The sequence below is a fragment of the Rothia uropygialis genome (assembly GCF_004137765.1).
In the GTDB taxonomy this organism is placed as follows: domain Bacteria; phylum Actinomycetota; class Actinomycetes; order Actinomycetales; family Micrococcaceae; genus Rothia.
Window position 1 is genome coordinate 1 of the sequence record NZ_NOIS01000004.1, and the last position, 14,951, is coordinate 14,951.

General features: G+C 60.6%; 15 protein-coding genes. 4 read left to right on the plus strand and 11 right to left on the minus strand.

The features are described 5' to 3' along the window. Positions 1-425 precede the first annotated feature (425 nt). The 3 genes from rlmB to EWV35_RS09365 form a co-directional block, all read right to left on the minus strand. Positions 426-1,418 carry a 23S rRNA (guanosine(2251)-2'-O)-methyltransferase RlmB gene (gene rlmB, locus EWV35_RS09355; protein ID WP_129661104.1) on the minus strand — a complete coding sequence of 331 codons (993 nt, stop codon included), beginning with the start codon at positions 1,416-1,418 and terminating at the stop codon, positions 426-428. A 28-nt stretch (positions 1,419-1,446) separates the two neighbouring features. Continuing rightward, positions 1,447-2,865, minus strand: a complete 1,419-nt coding sequence (cysS, locus tag EWV35_RS09360) for a cysteine--tRNA ligase (protein ID WP_129661106.1) — start codon at positions 2,863-2,865, stop codon at positions 1,447-1,449. A gap of 169 nt (positions 2,866-3,034) precedes the next feature. After that, the gene (locus EWV35_RS09365; RefSeq protein WP_129661108.1) at positions 3,035-3,517 is read right to left on the minus strand and encodes a CarD family transcriptional regulator; all 483 of its coding nucleotides are present in this window, start codon (positions 3,515-3,517) and stop codon (positions 3,035-3,037) included. A 302-nt stretch (positions 3,518-3,819) separates the two neighbouring features. Here EWV35_RS09365 and EWV35_RS09370 point away from each other — a divergent pair, with 302 nt between their 5' ends. Continuing rightward, positions 3,820-4,353: a hypothetical protein gene (locus tag EWV35_RS09370; RefSeq protein ID WP_129661111.1), complete on the plus strand. Its 534-nt coding sequence runs from the start codon at positions 3,820-3,822 to the stop codon at positions 4,351-4,353. 127 nt (positions 4,354-4,480) lie between these two features. Here EWV35_RS09370 and EWV35_RS09375 read toward each other — a convergent pair whose 3' ends face one another. Further along, positions 4,481-5,161: a response regulator transcription factor gene (locus EWV35_RS09375; RefSeq protein WP_129360512.1), complete on the minus strand. Its 681-nt coding sequence runs from the start codon at positions 5,159-5,161 to the stop codon at positions 4,481-4,483. Continuing rightward, complete coding sequence (locus tag EWV35_RS09380) at positions 5,158-6,438, minus strand: sensor histidine kinase (RefSeq protein WP_129661114.1); 1,281 nt, start codon at positions 6,436-6,438, stop codon at positions 5,158-5,160. The genes EWV35_RS09375 and EWV35_RS09380 overlap by 4 nt, the downstream gene beginning before the upstream one ends. Positions 6,439-6,593: 155 nt before the next feature. On the opposite strand from EWV35_RS09380, the gene phoU reads away from it, so the two are divergent. Beyond that, positions 6,594-7,259: a phosphate signaling complex protein PhoU gene (phoU, locus tag EWV35_RS09385; protein ID WP_129661117.1), complete on the plus strand. Its 666-nt coding sequence runs from the start codon at positions 6,594-6,596 to the stop codon at positions 7,257-7,259. A 147-nt stretch (positions 7,260-7,406) separates the two neighbouring features. On the opposite strand, the gene EWV35_RS09390 is transcribed toward phoU, so the two are convergent. From EWV35_RS09390 to EWV35_RS09400, 3 genes are all read right to left on the minus strand, one after another. Beyond that, a complete protein-coding gene (locus EWV35_RS09390; RefSeq protein WP_129661120.1) occupies positions 7,407-8,153 on the minus strand; it encodes a phosphoglyceromutase in 747 nt (248 codons plus the stop codon). Positions 8,154-8,271: 118 nt separating this feature from the next. Next, entirely contained in the window at positions 8,272-8,583 is a 312-nt protein-coding gene (locus EWV35_RS09395; protein ID WP_129360508.1) for a DUF2516 family protein, read from the minus strand. Between the two features lie 9 nt (positions 8,584-8,592). Beyond that, positions 8,593-9,873, minus strand: a complete 1,281-nt coding sequence (locus tag EWV35_RS09400; protein WP_129661123.1) for a trans-sulfuration enzyme family protein — start codon at positions 9,871-9,873, stop codon at positions 8,593-8,595. A gap of 80 nt (positions 9,874-9,953) precedes the next feature. Here EWV35_RS09400 and tmk point away from each other — a divergent pair, with 80 nt between their 5' ends. Together tmk and EWV35_RS09410 are read left to right on the plus strand one after the other, a co-directional pair. After that, positions 9,954-10,637, plus strand: coding sequence for a dTMP kinase (gene tmk, locus EWV35_RS09405; protein ID WP_129661127.1), 684 nt, complete (start codon positions 9,954-9,956; stop codon positions 10,635-10,637). After that, positions 10,634-11,782 carry a DNA polymerase III subunit delta' gene (locus tag EWV35_RS09410; protein WP_129661130.1) on the plus strand — a complete coding sequence of 383 codons (1,149 nt, stop codon included), beginning with the start codon at positions 10,634-10,636 and terminating at the stop codon, positions 11,780-11,782. The genes tmk and EWV35_RS09410 overlap by 4 nt, the downstream gene beginning before the upstream one ends. 95 nt (positions 11,783-11,877) lie before the next feature. Here EWV35_RS09410 and EWV35_RS09415 read toward each other — a convergent pair whose 3' ends face one another. The 3 genes from EWV35_RS09415 to EWV35_RS09425 all read right to left on the minus strand — a co-directional run bounded on the left by EWV35_RS09415 (position 11,878) and on the right by EWV35_RS09425 (position 14,896). Next, positions 11,878-13,239, minus strand: a complete 1,362-nt coding sequence (locus EWV35_RS09415; protein ID WP_129661133.1) for a PFL family protein — start codon at positions 13,237-13,239, stop codon at positions 11,878-11,880. 11 nt (positions 13,240-13,250) lie between these two features. Further along, the gene (locus tag EWV35_RS09420) at positions 13,251-13,520 is read right to left on the minus strand and encodes an ACT domain-containing protein (RefSeq protein WP_129661136.1); all 270 of its coding nucleotides are present in this window, start codon (positions 13,518-13,520) and stop codon (positions 13,251-13,253) included. A gap of 92 nt (positions 13,521-13,612) precedes the next feature. Further along, positions 13,613-14,896 (minus strand): AI-2E family transporter, encoded by a 1,284-nt coding sequence (locus EWV35_RS09425; RefSeq protein WP_165168495.1) that lies wholly within the window; start codon positions 14,894-14,896, stop codon positions 13,613-13,615. Between the last annotated feature and the right edge of the window lie 55 nt (positions 14,897-14,951).

Here is a 14,951-nt window from a genome sequence, read left to right on the forward strand (position 1 = left end):
TGAAACCAACAAGAATTCAAAAATAAAAACTTCGGTACAACATTCAAACAAAGCACACTATTGAGTTCTCAAACAACAATCCCGTACTAGGAACTCGCATCAAGTATGTGATGTCCGCTCCCGCGGTTTGCCTGAACAACTTTACCGGCTGTTCTTCGGCGAGTCAACTTGACGTTTCCGCTTTGTTCACTCGATTTTCGACCCTTGAAGACCGAAGTCTCAGGAGCCACAATCTCTCAGTTTAGCTCATCTATCTCACTGAAGCAAGTCAGTGAGCTGGTGAGTTTTTCTGGAGATTGGCCGCCACTGCCAGGTCGTGGACCCGGTCGCCGTGGCAACTCGCATTACTTTACATACGCTCACGGGCCCCCGCAACTCGAGGTCCCGTGACGTGCATCACACACTCCACGGTGAGTGGAACACCCCTATCGTTGCCCCCCGGCTTGCCCGCGGAGGCGGGATACCTCGTACAAAGCGATGCCCGCAGCCAACGATGCGTTGAGGGACTCCATCGCAGAATCAATCGGGATAGAAACCACTTGATCGCACTTCTCAGCCGTCAACCGGGACAGGCCCTTACCTTCAGAACCCACGACTACGCAAAGAGGTTCGGTGGCCAGCTCGAGTGCGGGCAGTTGAACATCACCGTCGCCATCGAGGCCTACGACAAACACCCCCTGTTCTTTGAGCTGATCGATCACACGGTTGAGGTTGGTTGCCTTGGCTACCGGAACTCGTGAGACCGCCCCCGCACTCGTCTTCCATGCTGACGCCGTCACGCCCGCAGCTCGACGCTCCGGAACAATCACAGCTTGTCCCGAGAACGCCGAAACGCTCCTGATGATCGCCCCCAAATTACGCGGATCTGTGATTCCGTCCAGAGCAACGAACAGCGGAGGCTTCTCCATCTTGCCCCCATGCCATTTCTCCAGGATCGAAGACGTGAGGTCGCCTGCATCCGGATATTTGTAGGGAGGGATCTGCAGAGCCACGCCTTGGTGAACGGCCCCTTCCGTCAGCCGCTCGATCTCGCTCCGCGTGATCTCCAAAGCGGGAATGTCCCGGCGGGTAACGGTTGCGAGAATTTCCCTGATGCGGTCGTCGGCTTCAATATTGGCCATCACAAAGATGTGTTTGGCCGGAATATCAGTGCGCAGCGCTTCAAGTACCGCGTTGCGCCCTGTCACGAGTTCTTCGCTCGTGCGCCTTCCGCCAAGACGTTGTTGCCTCGCCGGCCCAGCGGAACGCTGGTGACGGGCTGCAAGCTTCTTTGCTTTGTGAGCTTTGTGATAAGGACGGTCCTCCGCCTTGGGCGTCGGGCCTTTGCCCTCCAAGGATTTGCGCCCGTGACCACCCGTGCCTTTGAGAGGGCCCTTTTTCTTCTTCCGGATCGCTCCGGGCCGGTTGTTTTCAGCCATGATGTGCCTTTCTGTGCTTGGCTCGGTCTCAGACCGACCAAGTCGTTCCGCTTTCGGAATCCTTGACGGCAATTCCGGCGGCGGCGAGTTCGTCTCTGATGTGATCTGCGCGAGCCCAGTCCTTTGCGGCGCGCGCCTCGGCCCTCTGGGCCACAAGTGTTCGGATGAGTGAGTCGAGGGCTTCGTGCTCCGCCCCCGAACCGCTCGGTGAAGCGAAGTCCATGAGAGGCGTCAAACCGAGCACATCGGTCATCGCACGCACGGCGTCGGCTTCACGGGCGACGGCATCTTCCTTATGCTCTGCACGGGCCGCATTTCCGGACCGTACGTGTTCGTGCAAAATGGCCAGGGCCTGCGGGATATTGAGGTCATCGTCCATCGCATCCGCAAATCCTTGCGGAACCTCGCCCTCGGGACGGCCGCCGCCTGCATGCGCGAGGAAGGCCTCCACGCGTTCCACCGCCACTTGAGCTTCGTCCAAAGAGGTAGGGCGATAATCCAGTATCGATCGATAGTGCGCTTGGCCCAAGTAGTACCTGACGACCAGAGGACGCGCCGTTTCCAGCATCTCCTCGGGGGACACGGTGTTGCCGATGGACTTGGACATTTTGTCGCCCTCGTAAGTCACCAGGCCGTTGTGCAGCCAGAAGTTTGCGAAGCCGAAGCCGGCGGCGGAAGACTGCGCCAGTTCATTCTCGTGATGTGGGAACCGCAAGTCCAGCCCACCCCCGTGAATATCGAAGCGTTCCCCCAGATACTTACCGGCCATGGCAGAGCACTCCAGGTGCCACCCCGGCCGTCCCCTTCCCCAAGGAGATTCCCACGAGGCCGTGAGCGGCTCGCCGTCCTTGTGTCCCTTCCACAAAGCAAAGTCGCGAGGATCGCGCTTGCCTCTGGGGTCGGCATCGGGGGCGGCTTGCATGTCGTCAATGTTCTGACGGGTCAATGAGCCGTAGGGCTTCCATGAGCGGACATCGAAGTAGACGTCTCCGGACTCATCCAAGGCGGGATAGGCATGTCCACGATCGATTAGCCGCTGAATGAGGCGGAACATCTCCGTAATGTGCCCTGTCGCGCGCGGCTCATAGGTCGGTTGGTCGATTGCGAGTGCTTGATACGCCGAAGCGAAGACCTTCTCGAAACGATAGGCCAGAGCCCACCACTGTTCTTCGGGATGCGAACCCGAATAACCCTGCTCAAAGCTGGCCGCAGAATTGGCGAGGATCTTATCGTCAATATCCGTCACGTTACGAACCGTCGTGACTTTATATCCCCGATACCGCAGCCAACGGCTGAGCTGATCAAAGACCAAAGCCGATCTGATGTGCCCGATATGAGGCATACCCTGCACCGTGGCGCCACAATAGTAGAGACGCGCCTCCCCCGGGGAGACCGGCTCAAAATCTCGGACACTGGCCGTATCGGTACTGTAAAAACGCAAGCTCACGGGGCAATTCTAACGACGATCATCAAGTACCGAGTCCAGGGCACGATCAAGGCGCGCCCTCAGCCGACCTGGAACTTCTGGGCGAGGACACGATCAACGACAAAAACGCGCCCCTCCTGGATGGAGGAACGCGCATTCGTCGTGAACTCTTCGACGCCCGAAGCCCCGACTAGTCCTCGAGGATCTTGTCGAGCTGGATCTCCGCTGCCTCTTCGTCGATGTCTCTCGCCAAGGCCACCTCGGAGGAGAGAATTTGCCGAGCTTTGGACAGCATGCGCTTCTCGCCTGCCGAAAGACCCTTCACTTGTTCGCGGCGCCACAGATCGCGAACGACCTCGGCAACCTTGAGGACATCGCCGGAAGCGAGCTTCTCGGAGTTGGCCTTGAAACGGCGGGACCAGTTACTGGCTTCCTCGACGTCCTCGGCCTGAAGTACGTTGATGACCTCTTGGAGGCCCTTCTCATCAACGACGTCCCGGACGCCCACCATGTCGACGTTGTCCGCCGGAACCTCAATCGTCAGGTCGCCCTGCGCGACCTGCAATTTGAGATACATCTTCTCTTCGCCCTTGACCATGCGAGTCTTGATCTCTTCGATCGTCGCCGCGCCGTGGTGAGGGTATACGACGGTTTCGCCAACCTCAAAAAGCATATGGATAAACCCCTTTCAGCCTACCCAGTTTACCACGGCCCATTTACACCAATGAGCCATGAGTTTCCTATAATGAAGCACTGGAAAATCTGAGGCTTTCGCCACCACCGCCAGTGGGGTGCATCCCTCTAAATCAAGGCACGGCCGCCCTATCGGCCAAGGGCATGGCCTCGGCGCGCCCGCCACGGGCGCCGTTGCCGACGAAGCGTCCACAAAAAGCGCTAAACTGACCAGGGAATGACTCTGCGGCGCTTTAATCGGGGCGTCGATCGATCCTCGCATCACCACACAAGGAGTGAGACGTGAAGTCTTTTGCTCGCCAGAACGTCAAGCGCGCCGGAGCAACGGTTGCCATTGCGGCGGCGGTTCTGTCCGCCACGGGCTGTGGCTACATTCACCAACAGCCCACCACGATTCATTACGCCGCGTCCGACGGCGTTCATGCGAACGTGGCTGATGCAGAATTCCGGAACCTGATGGTCATAGCCAAGGACAAGGACTCCGCAGGCCGTCTGCTCGGCACCATCGTCAACTCCTCGGACCAGGACATGGACGTCCGGATCGACACGGGCAACGCGACCGCTTCCGTCAGCGTCCCCGCCAACGGCAAGGTTCAGTTGGAACAGAAGGAAACCATCCTCGACCCGGTCGGCAAGGCCCCGGGTGAACTCCTCGATGGCGCCAAGCTCTCGGTCGGATCGCAGAGCACCACCGCCAACGTCCCGGTTCTGGACGGCACGCTCGATGAGTACAAGGAATACATGCCGAACCTGGCCGAGACGCAGTCCTCGAGCAGCGCTTCGCCCAGCTCCAGCCGGTCCTCACAGGGCAGCTAAGACTCGCGCATTCCGGGAGCGGACAGCCCCGCTCCGCATGCACAAGGGCTCCCCGTTGCGCTGCAACGGGGAGCCCTTGTGCATGCCAGGGGTCCTTCCATCATGCCGAAGAAAGACCTGGCCGATTTCAGGGTTCGAATTTGTACCCGAGGCCGCGTACGGTCACGAGGTATCGAGGATGGGAAGGATCGGGTTCAATCTTGGACCGGAGCCTTTTGATGTGAACATCCAGCGTCTTGGTATCGCCCACGTAGTCGCTACCCCACACACGGTCGATGAGCTGACCACGAGTCAGAACACGACCAGCGTTGCGCAACAGCATCTCGAGAAGTTCAAATTCTTTCAGGGGCATTGCGGTTTGTTGGCCGTTGACGCTGACCACGTGCCGCTCGATGTCCATGCGTACGGGTCCGCCCTCGACCGTCGAGGTCACCAACTCCTCCGTCTCCGTTTGCCGCCGCAACACGGCGCGCACCCGGGCAACGAGTTCACGAGACGAATATGGCTTCGTCACGTAATCGTCGGCACCCAGCTCGAGGCCGAGGACCTTATCGATTTCCGTGTCCTTCGCGGTCAACATGATGATCGGGACGTTGGAACGTTGACGCAATTGCTTACACACTTCCGTCCCGGACTGCCCCGGCAACATCAGGTCCAGAAGAACCAGATCGGCTCCTGCTCGATCGAATTCGGCGACGGCGTCGAGACCGTTGTCGATCACGGTCACCTCGAACCCCTCGCGCCCCAGTAAAAAGGCCAGAGGCTCGCTGAGGGCTTCCTCATCCTCGATAACCAAGAGTCGAGTCATGCTTGAGTATCCTCCTCGTCAACACCGGTATCACCGGATCTGTTCTTCCCCGCGCTATCTGCAGGGGTCTGATCCACCGCAATGATGGAAACGGGTTCTTGATCGCGGATCGGTCCGAGATCCGACTCGCTTTCGCGCAGGTCCTTCTCGGTTGCCTCGTCCAGCTCCGGAAGGCTCACCGTAAATGTCGAGCCCTGTCCTGGCGTCGACCACACAGAGATTTCTCCGCCGTGCTGAGCCATCACGTGTTTCACGATCGACAGCCCCAAGCCGGTACCACCTGTTTGCCGCGAGCGAGCGGCGTCGACCCGGTAAAAGCGTTCGAATATGCGATCTTGTTCTTCTTCGGGAATGCCCGGCCCCTGATCCTTGACGGACACGGAAGCCGCGCCGTTCTTGGATCGAATGCCCACACCGATGCGGGTGTTCTCCGGCGAATAGCGAATCGCGTTGTCGATGAGATTCCGCAAGGCGGTCATGAGCAACTCCGGGTCGCCGTGAATTGGCCGGGTAGCAGTGCCTCCCACCCGAATCGAGATGTTCTTGTTCTCGGCGGTGAGCTTGTTTCGGTCCGCTGCTTCATGCACCAGCTGGTTGAGATCGATGATCTTTCCCTTTTGCACGATGTCCGTGCCTTGCAACCGCGAGAGTTCGATGATGTCATGAACCAGCGCGGTCAGACGCGCCGCTTCCTTGTGGAGTCTCCGTGTGAAATGCCGTACCGCTTCCGGGTCCCCGGACGATCCTTCGATCGCTTCGGCCAGCAAACGGACGGCACCGACCGGGGTCTTGAGCTCATGCGAGACGTTGGCCACAAAGTCTGTTCGGATCGCCTGTGCACGAGTGATCTCGGTGCGGTCATCCGCGAGCATCAAAATGTATTCGTCTGCCACGGGTGCTATGCGGACATTCAGCACGAGGACTCCGCGTCCCATCGGGCCACGAGAGATCTCTACGGTCTTCTCGATAATCACTCCGTCGCGCCGTACCTGACGGATCAATTCGAGCAATTCGGGTTGAGCCAGGCTGTGCCCGCGAACCAGGCCGTAGGCATAAGACCCCTGGGACGCCCGTACGACACCGTCCACCGCGTCGACGAGCACGTACGCCTGTCCGACGACGGCCAGTACCTGAGCGGCACCATCGCTGATAGTCGGTTCGTCGACCACCGCCCAGTCGGCACGCTGGCGATCGCTTCGGCGCAGGGCGAAGTGGCTGACCAAACCAAGCGCCAACCCGATCAGGCCCCACATGAAGGCTAAAGCGACAGAACTCACCCGTACAGCTTAGGCATAAGTATCAACGGAATTGACCCAAATAGTGCCCTGCGCCCCTGGGTTCAACTAAGGTTCACCCAAGACGGGGATCGCGTTTACGCGCGATTGAGACTCTAAGGTAGTAGATCCGTGCCGTCAGGAAAGGACCGTTAATCGTGCGCAAAGTTTTTCAGGCCGAGCTCCAACAAGTGGGCGACGACCTCGTCGAAATCGCGACCCTCGTGGAGGCTGCGTTCGACCGCGCATCTGACTCGTTGTTGAACGCAGACATTCAGGAAGCCGAAGAGGTCATCTCGAATGACGCGCGCATCGACTTCCTGCAGAACCAGCTCGACGAGCGTTCCATCGATCTCCTCGCGCTCCAAGGCCCCGTCGCCTCGGACCTTCGCATGATCGTGGGAGCCCTTCGCATGAGCGCCTCGCTCGAACGCGCCGGGGACCTCGCCCGCCACGTCGCACAGGTCACGCGGCTCCGGTATCCCGAAGCCGCCGTCCCGGAAGACCTCGTCCCGACCTTCCAGGAAATCATCGACAACGACAAGACGATCATCAAGAACGTCATCCAATTGCTCGAAACCCGCGAGTTGGGCTACGCCGACGAGATCTACACGGCCAAAGGCCGCATCAACGTGCTGCACGAATCGGTTTTCTCCCATATTGCCGGCGCCGAATGGGGGTCCAATGCACAGACCACGATCGATATGACCTTGGTTTCCCGTTACATGGAGCGCTTCGGCGACCACGGCGTCTCGGTGGCTCGCAAAGTCACATACTTGGTCACCGGCGAGTGGGACTCAGCGCCGACGGCCAGCCAGTCGTAAAGGCTTAATCAAAACGACAGTTCCCGGCCGCACGGGGGACGTCGCCGGCGCGCGGTTGCGACGGATCCGATCAGTGCCCTTGCGCACAATGAAGCCGCCCCGCAAGATACCTCGCGGGGCGGCTTCATTACCGGGTAAGACCAGGGCTTATTTCTTGCCTTGGTTGGCTACGGCCTGGATCGCGTCGGCAGCGGCGTCGGGATCTAGGTACTCACCGGCCTTGATCGGTTTGAAGTTCTTGTCGAGCTCGTAATAGAGCGGGATCCCGGTCGGAATGTTCAGCCCGGAGATCTCATCGTCGGCGATGTTGTCCAAGTGCTTGACCAATGCGCGGAGCGAATTGCCGTGCGCGGCCACCAGGACGGTTTTGCCTGCGGCCAGATCGGGTTTGATGCCCTCGTCCCAGTACGGAAGCATGCGCTCGAGAACGTCCTTGAGGCACTCTGTCCGGGGGGCGTCCTCGACATCCGCGTACCGCGGGTCGTGGGCTTGGGAGAACTCTGAGTCATCGTCCAAGGGAGGCGGCGGCACGTCGTACGAGCGGCGCCACTGCATGAACTGGTCCTCGCCGTATTTCTCCCGGACCTCTGCCTTGTCCTTGCCCTGGAGGTCGCCATAGTGACGCTCGTTGAGACGCCAACTGCGTTTGACGGGGATCCAAAGGCGATCAGCCTCGTCCAGCGCGATGTTCGCGGTGTTCATGGCACGGCGCAAGAGGGAGGTGTGAACGATCTCCGGAAGGATTCCCCTTTCCTTGAGCAAGGCGCCGCCTCGCGCGGCTTCTTCCTTGCCCTGGTCGGAGAGGGGCACGTCAACCCATCCGGTGAACAGGTTCTCTTTGTTCCATTCGCTCTGCCCGTGACGGAGCAGAACAAGTTTGTAAGTTTCAGCCATAGCCCCATTGTTCCACTTTCTGAGGAGCATGCGGGAAGCCTCCCACAGAAAAACACACATGCCCCGGGCGAACCCGGGGCATGTGGACGACCGCGTATGCGGCAGAGAAGATTGGGAGCTATTTCCTCGTGCGAACGGCCGGTCTGACGTCGGCGAGGAACACGCCCACGGCAGAGGCCGCAATCAACTGGATGAACAGGCTCGAAGAGCCTCCTCGCCACGCCCCGAGCATCGAAATCACGGCGCCCAGAAGGCACGCTGCCGTGACCAGGACCCAGAACTTCTTGGTGCGTTTGAACGCGGACTGATAAGCGTAGTCGCTGGCCCCCACCGCGGAAATAAAGGCCCACAGGGCGAGCAGGAAAAGAATCAGGCCGAGCGCGAGGTCGATGATGCGCTCGAGGTTCAGCACTACGGTCAAGATCGTCATGTGCCTACCCTATCGTTTCTGAACAAGCTCAAGTGCTTGCTGAAGATCGCTCCACAAGTCCTCGACGTCCTCGATGCCCACCGACAGGCGGAGCAATGACTCACTGACGCTCTGCGCCTCGTTGGAATGCCGGCGACGACGCTCGATCAGGGATTCCACGCCGCCCAACGACGTTGCCGGCGTCCAGAGGCTCAGGGCGTCGACCACGCGCTCGGTAGTTTCCGCATCGGCGTCGAGAGTCGCTGAGAGGACCGAACCGAAATTACTCATCTGTGCTTTGGCGCGCTCATGTCCGCGATCGGTCGGAAGTCCCGGGTAACGCACTTCGGCAACCGCGGGATGCTCGCTCAGGCGCTCGGCCAGAATCTGTGCCGATGAGGAAGACTGTTTGATGCGCAAGGACAGAGTCCTCAGTCCTCGAAGTCCCAGCCACGCTTCGACCGGTCCGGCGATCGCCCCGGATAGCGAACGCTCGGCCAGAGTGGACTTCCGCAGCCGAGGGTCGCGGGTGACGACGGCGCCCAGAATCACGTCAGAGTGTCCGGCCAGGTATTTGGTTGCAGAATGCACGACGAAGTCCGCTCCCCATTCAAGAGGGCGTTGCACCAGCGGCGTTGCGAAAGTGTTGTCCACCGCGGTCCGGACTCCCAATCCTCGTGCCGCGGCGAGCAGTGTCGGCAGATCAGCGACCTCGAGCATGGGGTTGGTAGGACTTTCCAGCCACAACAACACATACGGAGCTTCGGCGCCCTGAGCCGGTTCGGGAAGAGACCGGGCCTGCTGAGTCAGTACCTCGATGACGTGATCCGTGTCTTCGATCGGAACCTCGACCAGCGTGCAAATTCCGCGTTGCTCCATCTGCCGCACCAACGACATGGAGCCCAGGTACGTATGCTCCGGCATGACGATGACGGATCCTACCGGGACCTGACCGACGACCGCCGCGACCGCGCCCATACCGGAGCCGAAGAGAAGTGCAGGCAATTCCGAGCCTTCGAGCGAGGAAAGCACCCCTTCGAAGTCCTCCCACGTCGGGTTCGTGAACCGCCCGTATGCTCGGTCCTCGGGCAGGATGGGGCCCGCACCGTGAAATGTGGAAGACAGGACGATCGGCGAGTTGACCGGGGCATCGTGTTCTGAGGCAGGACGGCCTGCCGAAACGACCAGGGTTTCCCGCGACCACGGGGAAGATGCTTCCGTGCCTTCACGCTCGGCGCGGCGCTCTTCCGCAACGACCTCCTCGGGCTCGTGCCCCTTGCGTCCGTGGATATCCGAAGAATTTTGCTGCATAGTCCACAGGCTACCCGGAGCACCGCGGCGATCCCGGTTGGGCGCTCATATGCCTCCAATGATTTCGATAGGCTACGAGAGTGACTTCAGAGCTCCATTACTCCCCGGCAACCAACGCTCCCCCACGTCCTGGCATTTTCATTGTCTTCGAGGGCGGAGACGGCAGTGGGAAGTCGACCCAAGCCCGGATCCTGGAGACGCGGATTCGTGAGGAAATCAAGTGCGAGGTTCTCCTCACCCGCGAGCCCGGAGGCACGGAAATCGGCGAGAAGATTCGGTCCTTGGTCTTGGAGCAGGGTCAGGGGCAGATAGATGCCCGTACCGAAGCCCTTCTGTACGCGGCTTCCCGGTCAGCGCACACGCATCAGGTCGTTGCCCCAGCGCTCGAGCGTGGCGCGATCGTCGTCTGTGATCGTTACATCGACTCCTCGGCCGCATACCAGGGGGCCGGTCGCGGACTCGGAGAACGTCCCGTCACCGAGCTTTCCCGGTGGGCCACCGAAAACCTTCTTCCCGACCTCACGGTATTTCTTTCGGTCGGGGTCTCGGACGCCCGGCGGCGAGTCACGTCCCGTGGAGCGGCCGACCGGCTCGAGGCAGAACCGGACTCGTTCCATGCCCGGGTCCGCGATTCCTTTCACTCGCTGGCGCAGAGCACCGATTCCGCTCGCGTCACGATCAACGGCGGAGGAGAGATCGACGACGTCGCCGACCGGGTGTGGAACGCCGTCGCGCCACTACTGGCGGCGGGTGAGCCGCGATGAGCGTGTGGGACCAGTTGGTCGGACAGGACCAGGCAGTCCAGCAATTGCGCCGGGCCGCATCTTCTGAGCAACCGCCTCATGCCTGGTTGTTCACGGGACCTCCCGGCTCCGGCCGATCCATCGCGGCGAGGTCCCTCGCGGCCGCTTTGCTCTGCGAGAAGCCGGATCCCGCCGAGCGCGGCTGCGGCGAATGCAAATCCTGCCGCACCGCCATGACGGGTGCACACGCGGACGTCACCAACTTCGCAACCGAAAACGTCAGCATCAAGATCGAGGAAGCACGCGACCTCGTGGTCAAGGCCCAGGACCGTCCTTCGGTGGGTCGTTGGCGGATCATGATCGTCGAAGACGCGGACCGCATGCCCGAACGCACCTCGAACGTGCTCCTCAAGGCCATTGAGGAACCGCCTCCCCACACCATCTGGTTGCTCTGCGCGCCGAGCCCCATCGACGTCTTGGTCACGATCCGTTCGAGATGCCGCGCAATCACCCTCAAGGTTCCCACGGCCGAGGAAGTCGCTGGGCTCTTGTCTCGCCGAGATCACGTAGATCCGGAGACCGCGCAGCAGGCGGCACGCCTGGCCCAAGGACATATTGGAATCGCCCGGCGGCTGGCGTTGTACCCGGAAGCCAAAGCCCGTCGTGAAGACGTGGTTCGACTCCCCCTGGGGTTGGCGGGCATCAGCTCGGCGGTCGCCGCTGCGGATCGTCTGATTTCAACGGCCGAGGCAGAGGCATCCGCCGATGCCGACGAGCGCAATGACCGAGAAAAAGCTGACCTCTTAATCACTCTCGGCGCCCCCGAATCGGGCCGGGTTCCGCCGACCATCAAAGCCGCCGTACGCCGACTCGAAGAAGATCAGAAGCGCCGAGCCAAGCGAATACAGGTAGATACCTTGGATCGTTTTCTCATTGATCTATCTACCTTCTACCGCGATGTGCTGACGCTTCAGCTCAAAACGGGCTCGCAACTGATCAATCACCATTTGGAACGCGAGCTGAGCGATTATGCGGTCAATTCCAGCGCGGAACGAACCCTCGAACAGATCGACACGATCAATCTCACACGGCGCCGGATTTCCACGAACGTCAGCCCACGATTGGCCTTCGAAGCGATGGCGGCCAGCTTGATACTGCGCCACTGAGCCTGCTGGCCCAAAGATATTCGTTTTTATCTCCCGCCAAACGGCCCCGTGCCTCAGAGAGGCGCGGGGTCGAGGCCGGAGGAGTTCTCCATCATTCAGTTTCGAAAGCCGTGGACGGGCGACGGAATATGGCCGGCCCGCTTGACGAATACCTCCGATGAGCCCTGATGCGCAGGCATAACGGGTGCCCGCCCCAGCAGACCCCCGAATTCGACGACGTCGCCCACACCCAATCCGACGGCGGGGATCACCCGAACCGCCGTCGTTTTGTGGTTCATGACCCCGATGGCCGCCTCGTCCGCGATCATCGCCGACAGCGTCGCGGCGGTCGTATCGCCAGGGACGGCCACCATGTCCAGCCCGACGGAACAGATCGCGGTCATGGCCTCGAGCTTGTCGAGCGTGATGTCACCGGAAGCAGCCGCCTCGATCATCCCGATATCTTCTGAAATCGGAATGAACGATCCGGACAGGCCACCGACACGCGAGCAAGCCATCAGCCCACCCTTCTTCATGGCGTCGTTAAGCAACGCCAGGGCTGCGGTGGTTCCGTGAGTTCCGACGACTTCAAGTCCCATTTCTTCCAGGACACGTGCCACGGAGTCCCCGACCTCGGCCGTGGGGGCCAAGGACAAATCGACGATGCCGAAGGAGACACCAAGGCGTTCCGCGGCCAAGTTGCCCACCAGCTGACCGACGCGCGTGATCTTGAAAGCGGCCTTCTTGATGGTCTCCGCACAGGCATTCAATGACGCGCCGGGAACCTTCTCGAGCGCGCGTTTGACGACGCCGGGACCGGAAACACCCACGCTGACGACGCAGTCGGACTCCTCTACGCCGTGGAATGCCCCGGCCATGAATGGGTTGTCCGATACGGCATTCGCGAAGACGACCAGTTTGGCGCAGCCGAAACCGTGGGCATCCGCGGTGAGGTCCGCGGTCTGGCGAATAACCTGTCCCATCTCCTGGACGGCATCCATGTTGATGCCGGCGCGCGACGAGCCGATGTTGACAGATGAACACACGACATCCGTCTCCGCCAGCGCCTGCGGTATTGAGGCCATGAGCCTCCGGTCGGATTCAGTCTGGCCTTTGTCGACCAGGGCCGAAAATCCTCCGATGAAATCGACCCCTACCGCTCGAGCCGCCCGGTCGAGGGTGCGCGCGTAGTCAAGGTACTCGCTATCGCCCGAGGCCCCGGCTACGATCGCGATGGGCGTCACGGCGATGCGCTTGTTTATGATCGGAATGCCCAGCTCGGCCTCGATCCCCTGAGCGACGCGTACGAGGTCCTTGGCACGGCCGGTGATCTTGTCGTAAATCTTTTGGCGGGCTCTCGCCCCATCCGAATCGATGCAGTCGAGCAGAGAAATGCCCATGGTGACCGTCCGGATGTCGAGCTTGTCCTCCTCGATCATCTGGATGGTTTCAAGAATATTTGCGTTGGTATCGATCATGCTCGGGCGCCCTAAAGTGTGTGCATCGCGTCGAATATGGCCTCGGACTGGATCCTGACCTCGACCCGGGCCGCTTGCCCTATAGGCTTCATGGCCGCCTGGATGTCCTCGATGGTCTGTTGAGACTCGTCGAACTCACCCTGCATGATCATGGTGAAATATCCATCCATGAGGGTCTGGGAAACGTTGAGGATGTTCACGTGACGATCGGCCAATCCCGTGGAGACAGCGGCAATGATGCCTTCGTGATCCAGGCCCGTCACGGTGAGAATTATTTTCATGGTGCTCTTTCTGAGTGATCGCGGGTTGCCAGAGGTTTGCGCGGCCCCGGGGCAGGCTCGGTCGGCTCGAGCGGGCCAGTTCATTAAATCACTCAGAGAGGCCCTGTTCCGGATTTCTCTCTGGAGCTCGTGGCACCGCCAGCGGCCCGCTGCCGCCCGAGCCGCATTCCTTTTTCACGCTTGAGCTGCCTCTTTTGCTCTGAGGTCGCTCCCACGGCACCGGCCGGAGCATCGTCCGGGTCCGGGCCATACGTCTTGCGCAGCGAATAACGCCCGTCTTCGTGAACGGACTCCCCGGTCCGGCGTAGATCATTGGGCTTGCCCCGGGAATCGAAGGCCACGCCAATCCACCGCGAGCGGGGGTCTGAGTCAATGAACATCGCTTTGAAGAACAAGGTCAGGGGCACCGCGAGGATCGCGCCGAGAGGGCCCACGATTGCCGCCCAGAAGATCAAGGAAACGAACGTGACAGTGGTGTTGAGCCCGACAGCGTCCCCCGTAATTTTGGGCTGAATCACGGACTGGGCCACGAAGTTGATGACCGAGTACAGCACAATAACCCAGACCGCTGTGGCCGGTCCGCCGGCGAGAAGTCCCAAGAGTGCCGGAGGGATCAAGCCGATGACGAACCCGATGTTCGGGATGTAGTTGGTGACGAAGGAGAAAACGCCCCAGGTAAAGGCCAGCGGAACGCCCAGAAGCATCAGGGCCACGGTGTCCAAGACAGCGACAATCGCGCCGAATACCGTATTGACTACCCAGTATTTCGAGGTTCGGTGACTGAAGTCCGCGTATGCCTCCCCCAGGCCCGGCTTGGCTTTGCTGATCTCCGATCGACGGCCGGGAATGATGGTGGCGTCGATGAAGAGAAAGGCCATGACCATCACGAGCACGAAGAGCTGGGATCCGGCCGAAGAAAGCCCGCTCAGAACCGTGGTAGCTGCGCTGATGATGCGGCTGGGCTGCAGGTACTCGAGCAACGAGTCTCCCACGTCGGTCTCGCTGAGACCATAATCGCTCAGCCAGTGTCTGGCTTCCTGGTAGAGAGCAGCAAATTTACCGCTGTAACTGGGCAAAGTCTCGGCCAGCTGGACGACAGAGACGACCATCGACCCGATGATGGCCAGAAGTATTGCATAGAGGAAAAGGGCCACCAAGAGCGTCGACAGCCAGCGAGGAACCTTCCGGTCGGCGAGCCACAGACGCATCGGCCGTACGGCGACGACCAAAGAGTATGCAAGGAACATCGGCCCGAAAATGTCCGAGATGAATTTGAGCCCGCCCATGAATACGACGAGGGCTGCGAGCGCAACCAGCCCTACGACGCCCAGAGGCAAGCCTGCGCCGCGTCGCGACTGCTGATCCTGATGACTCATCGCCGTGGGAGTCTCCGTTTCTCTTCTACCCGTTCGGTGGTTGACCCGGTGCATG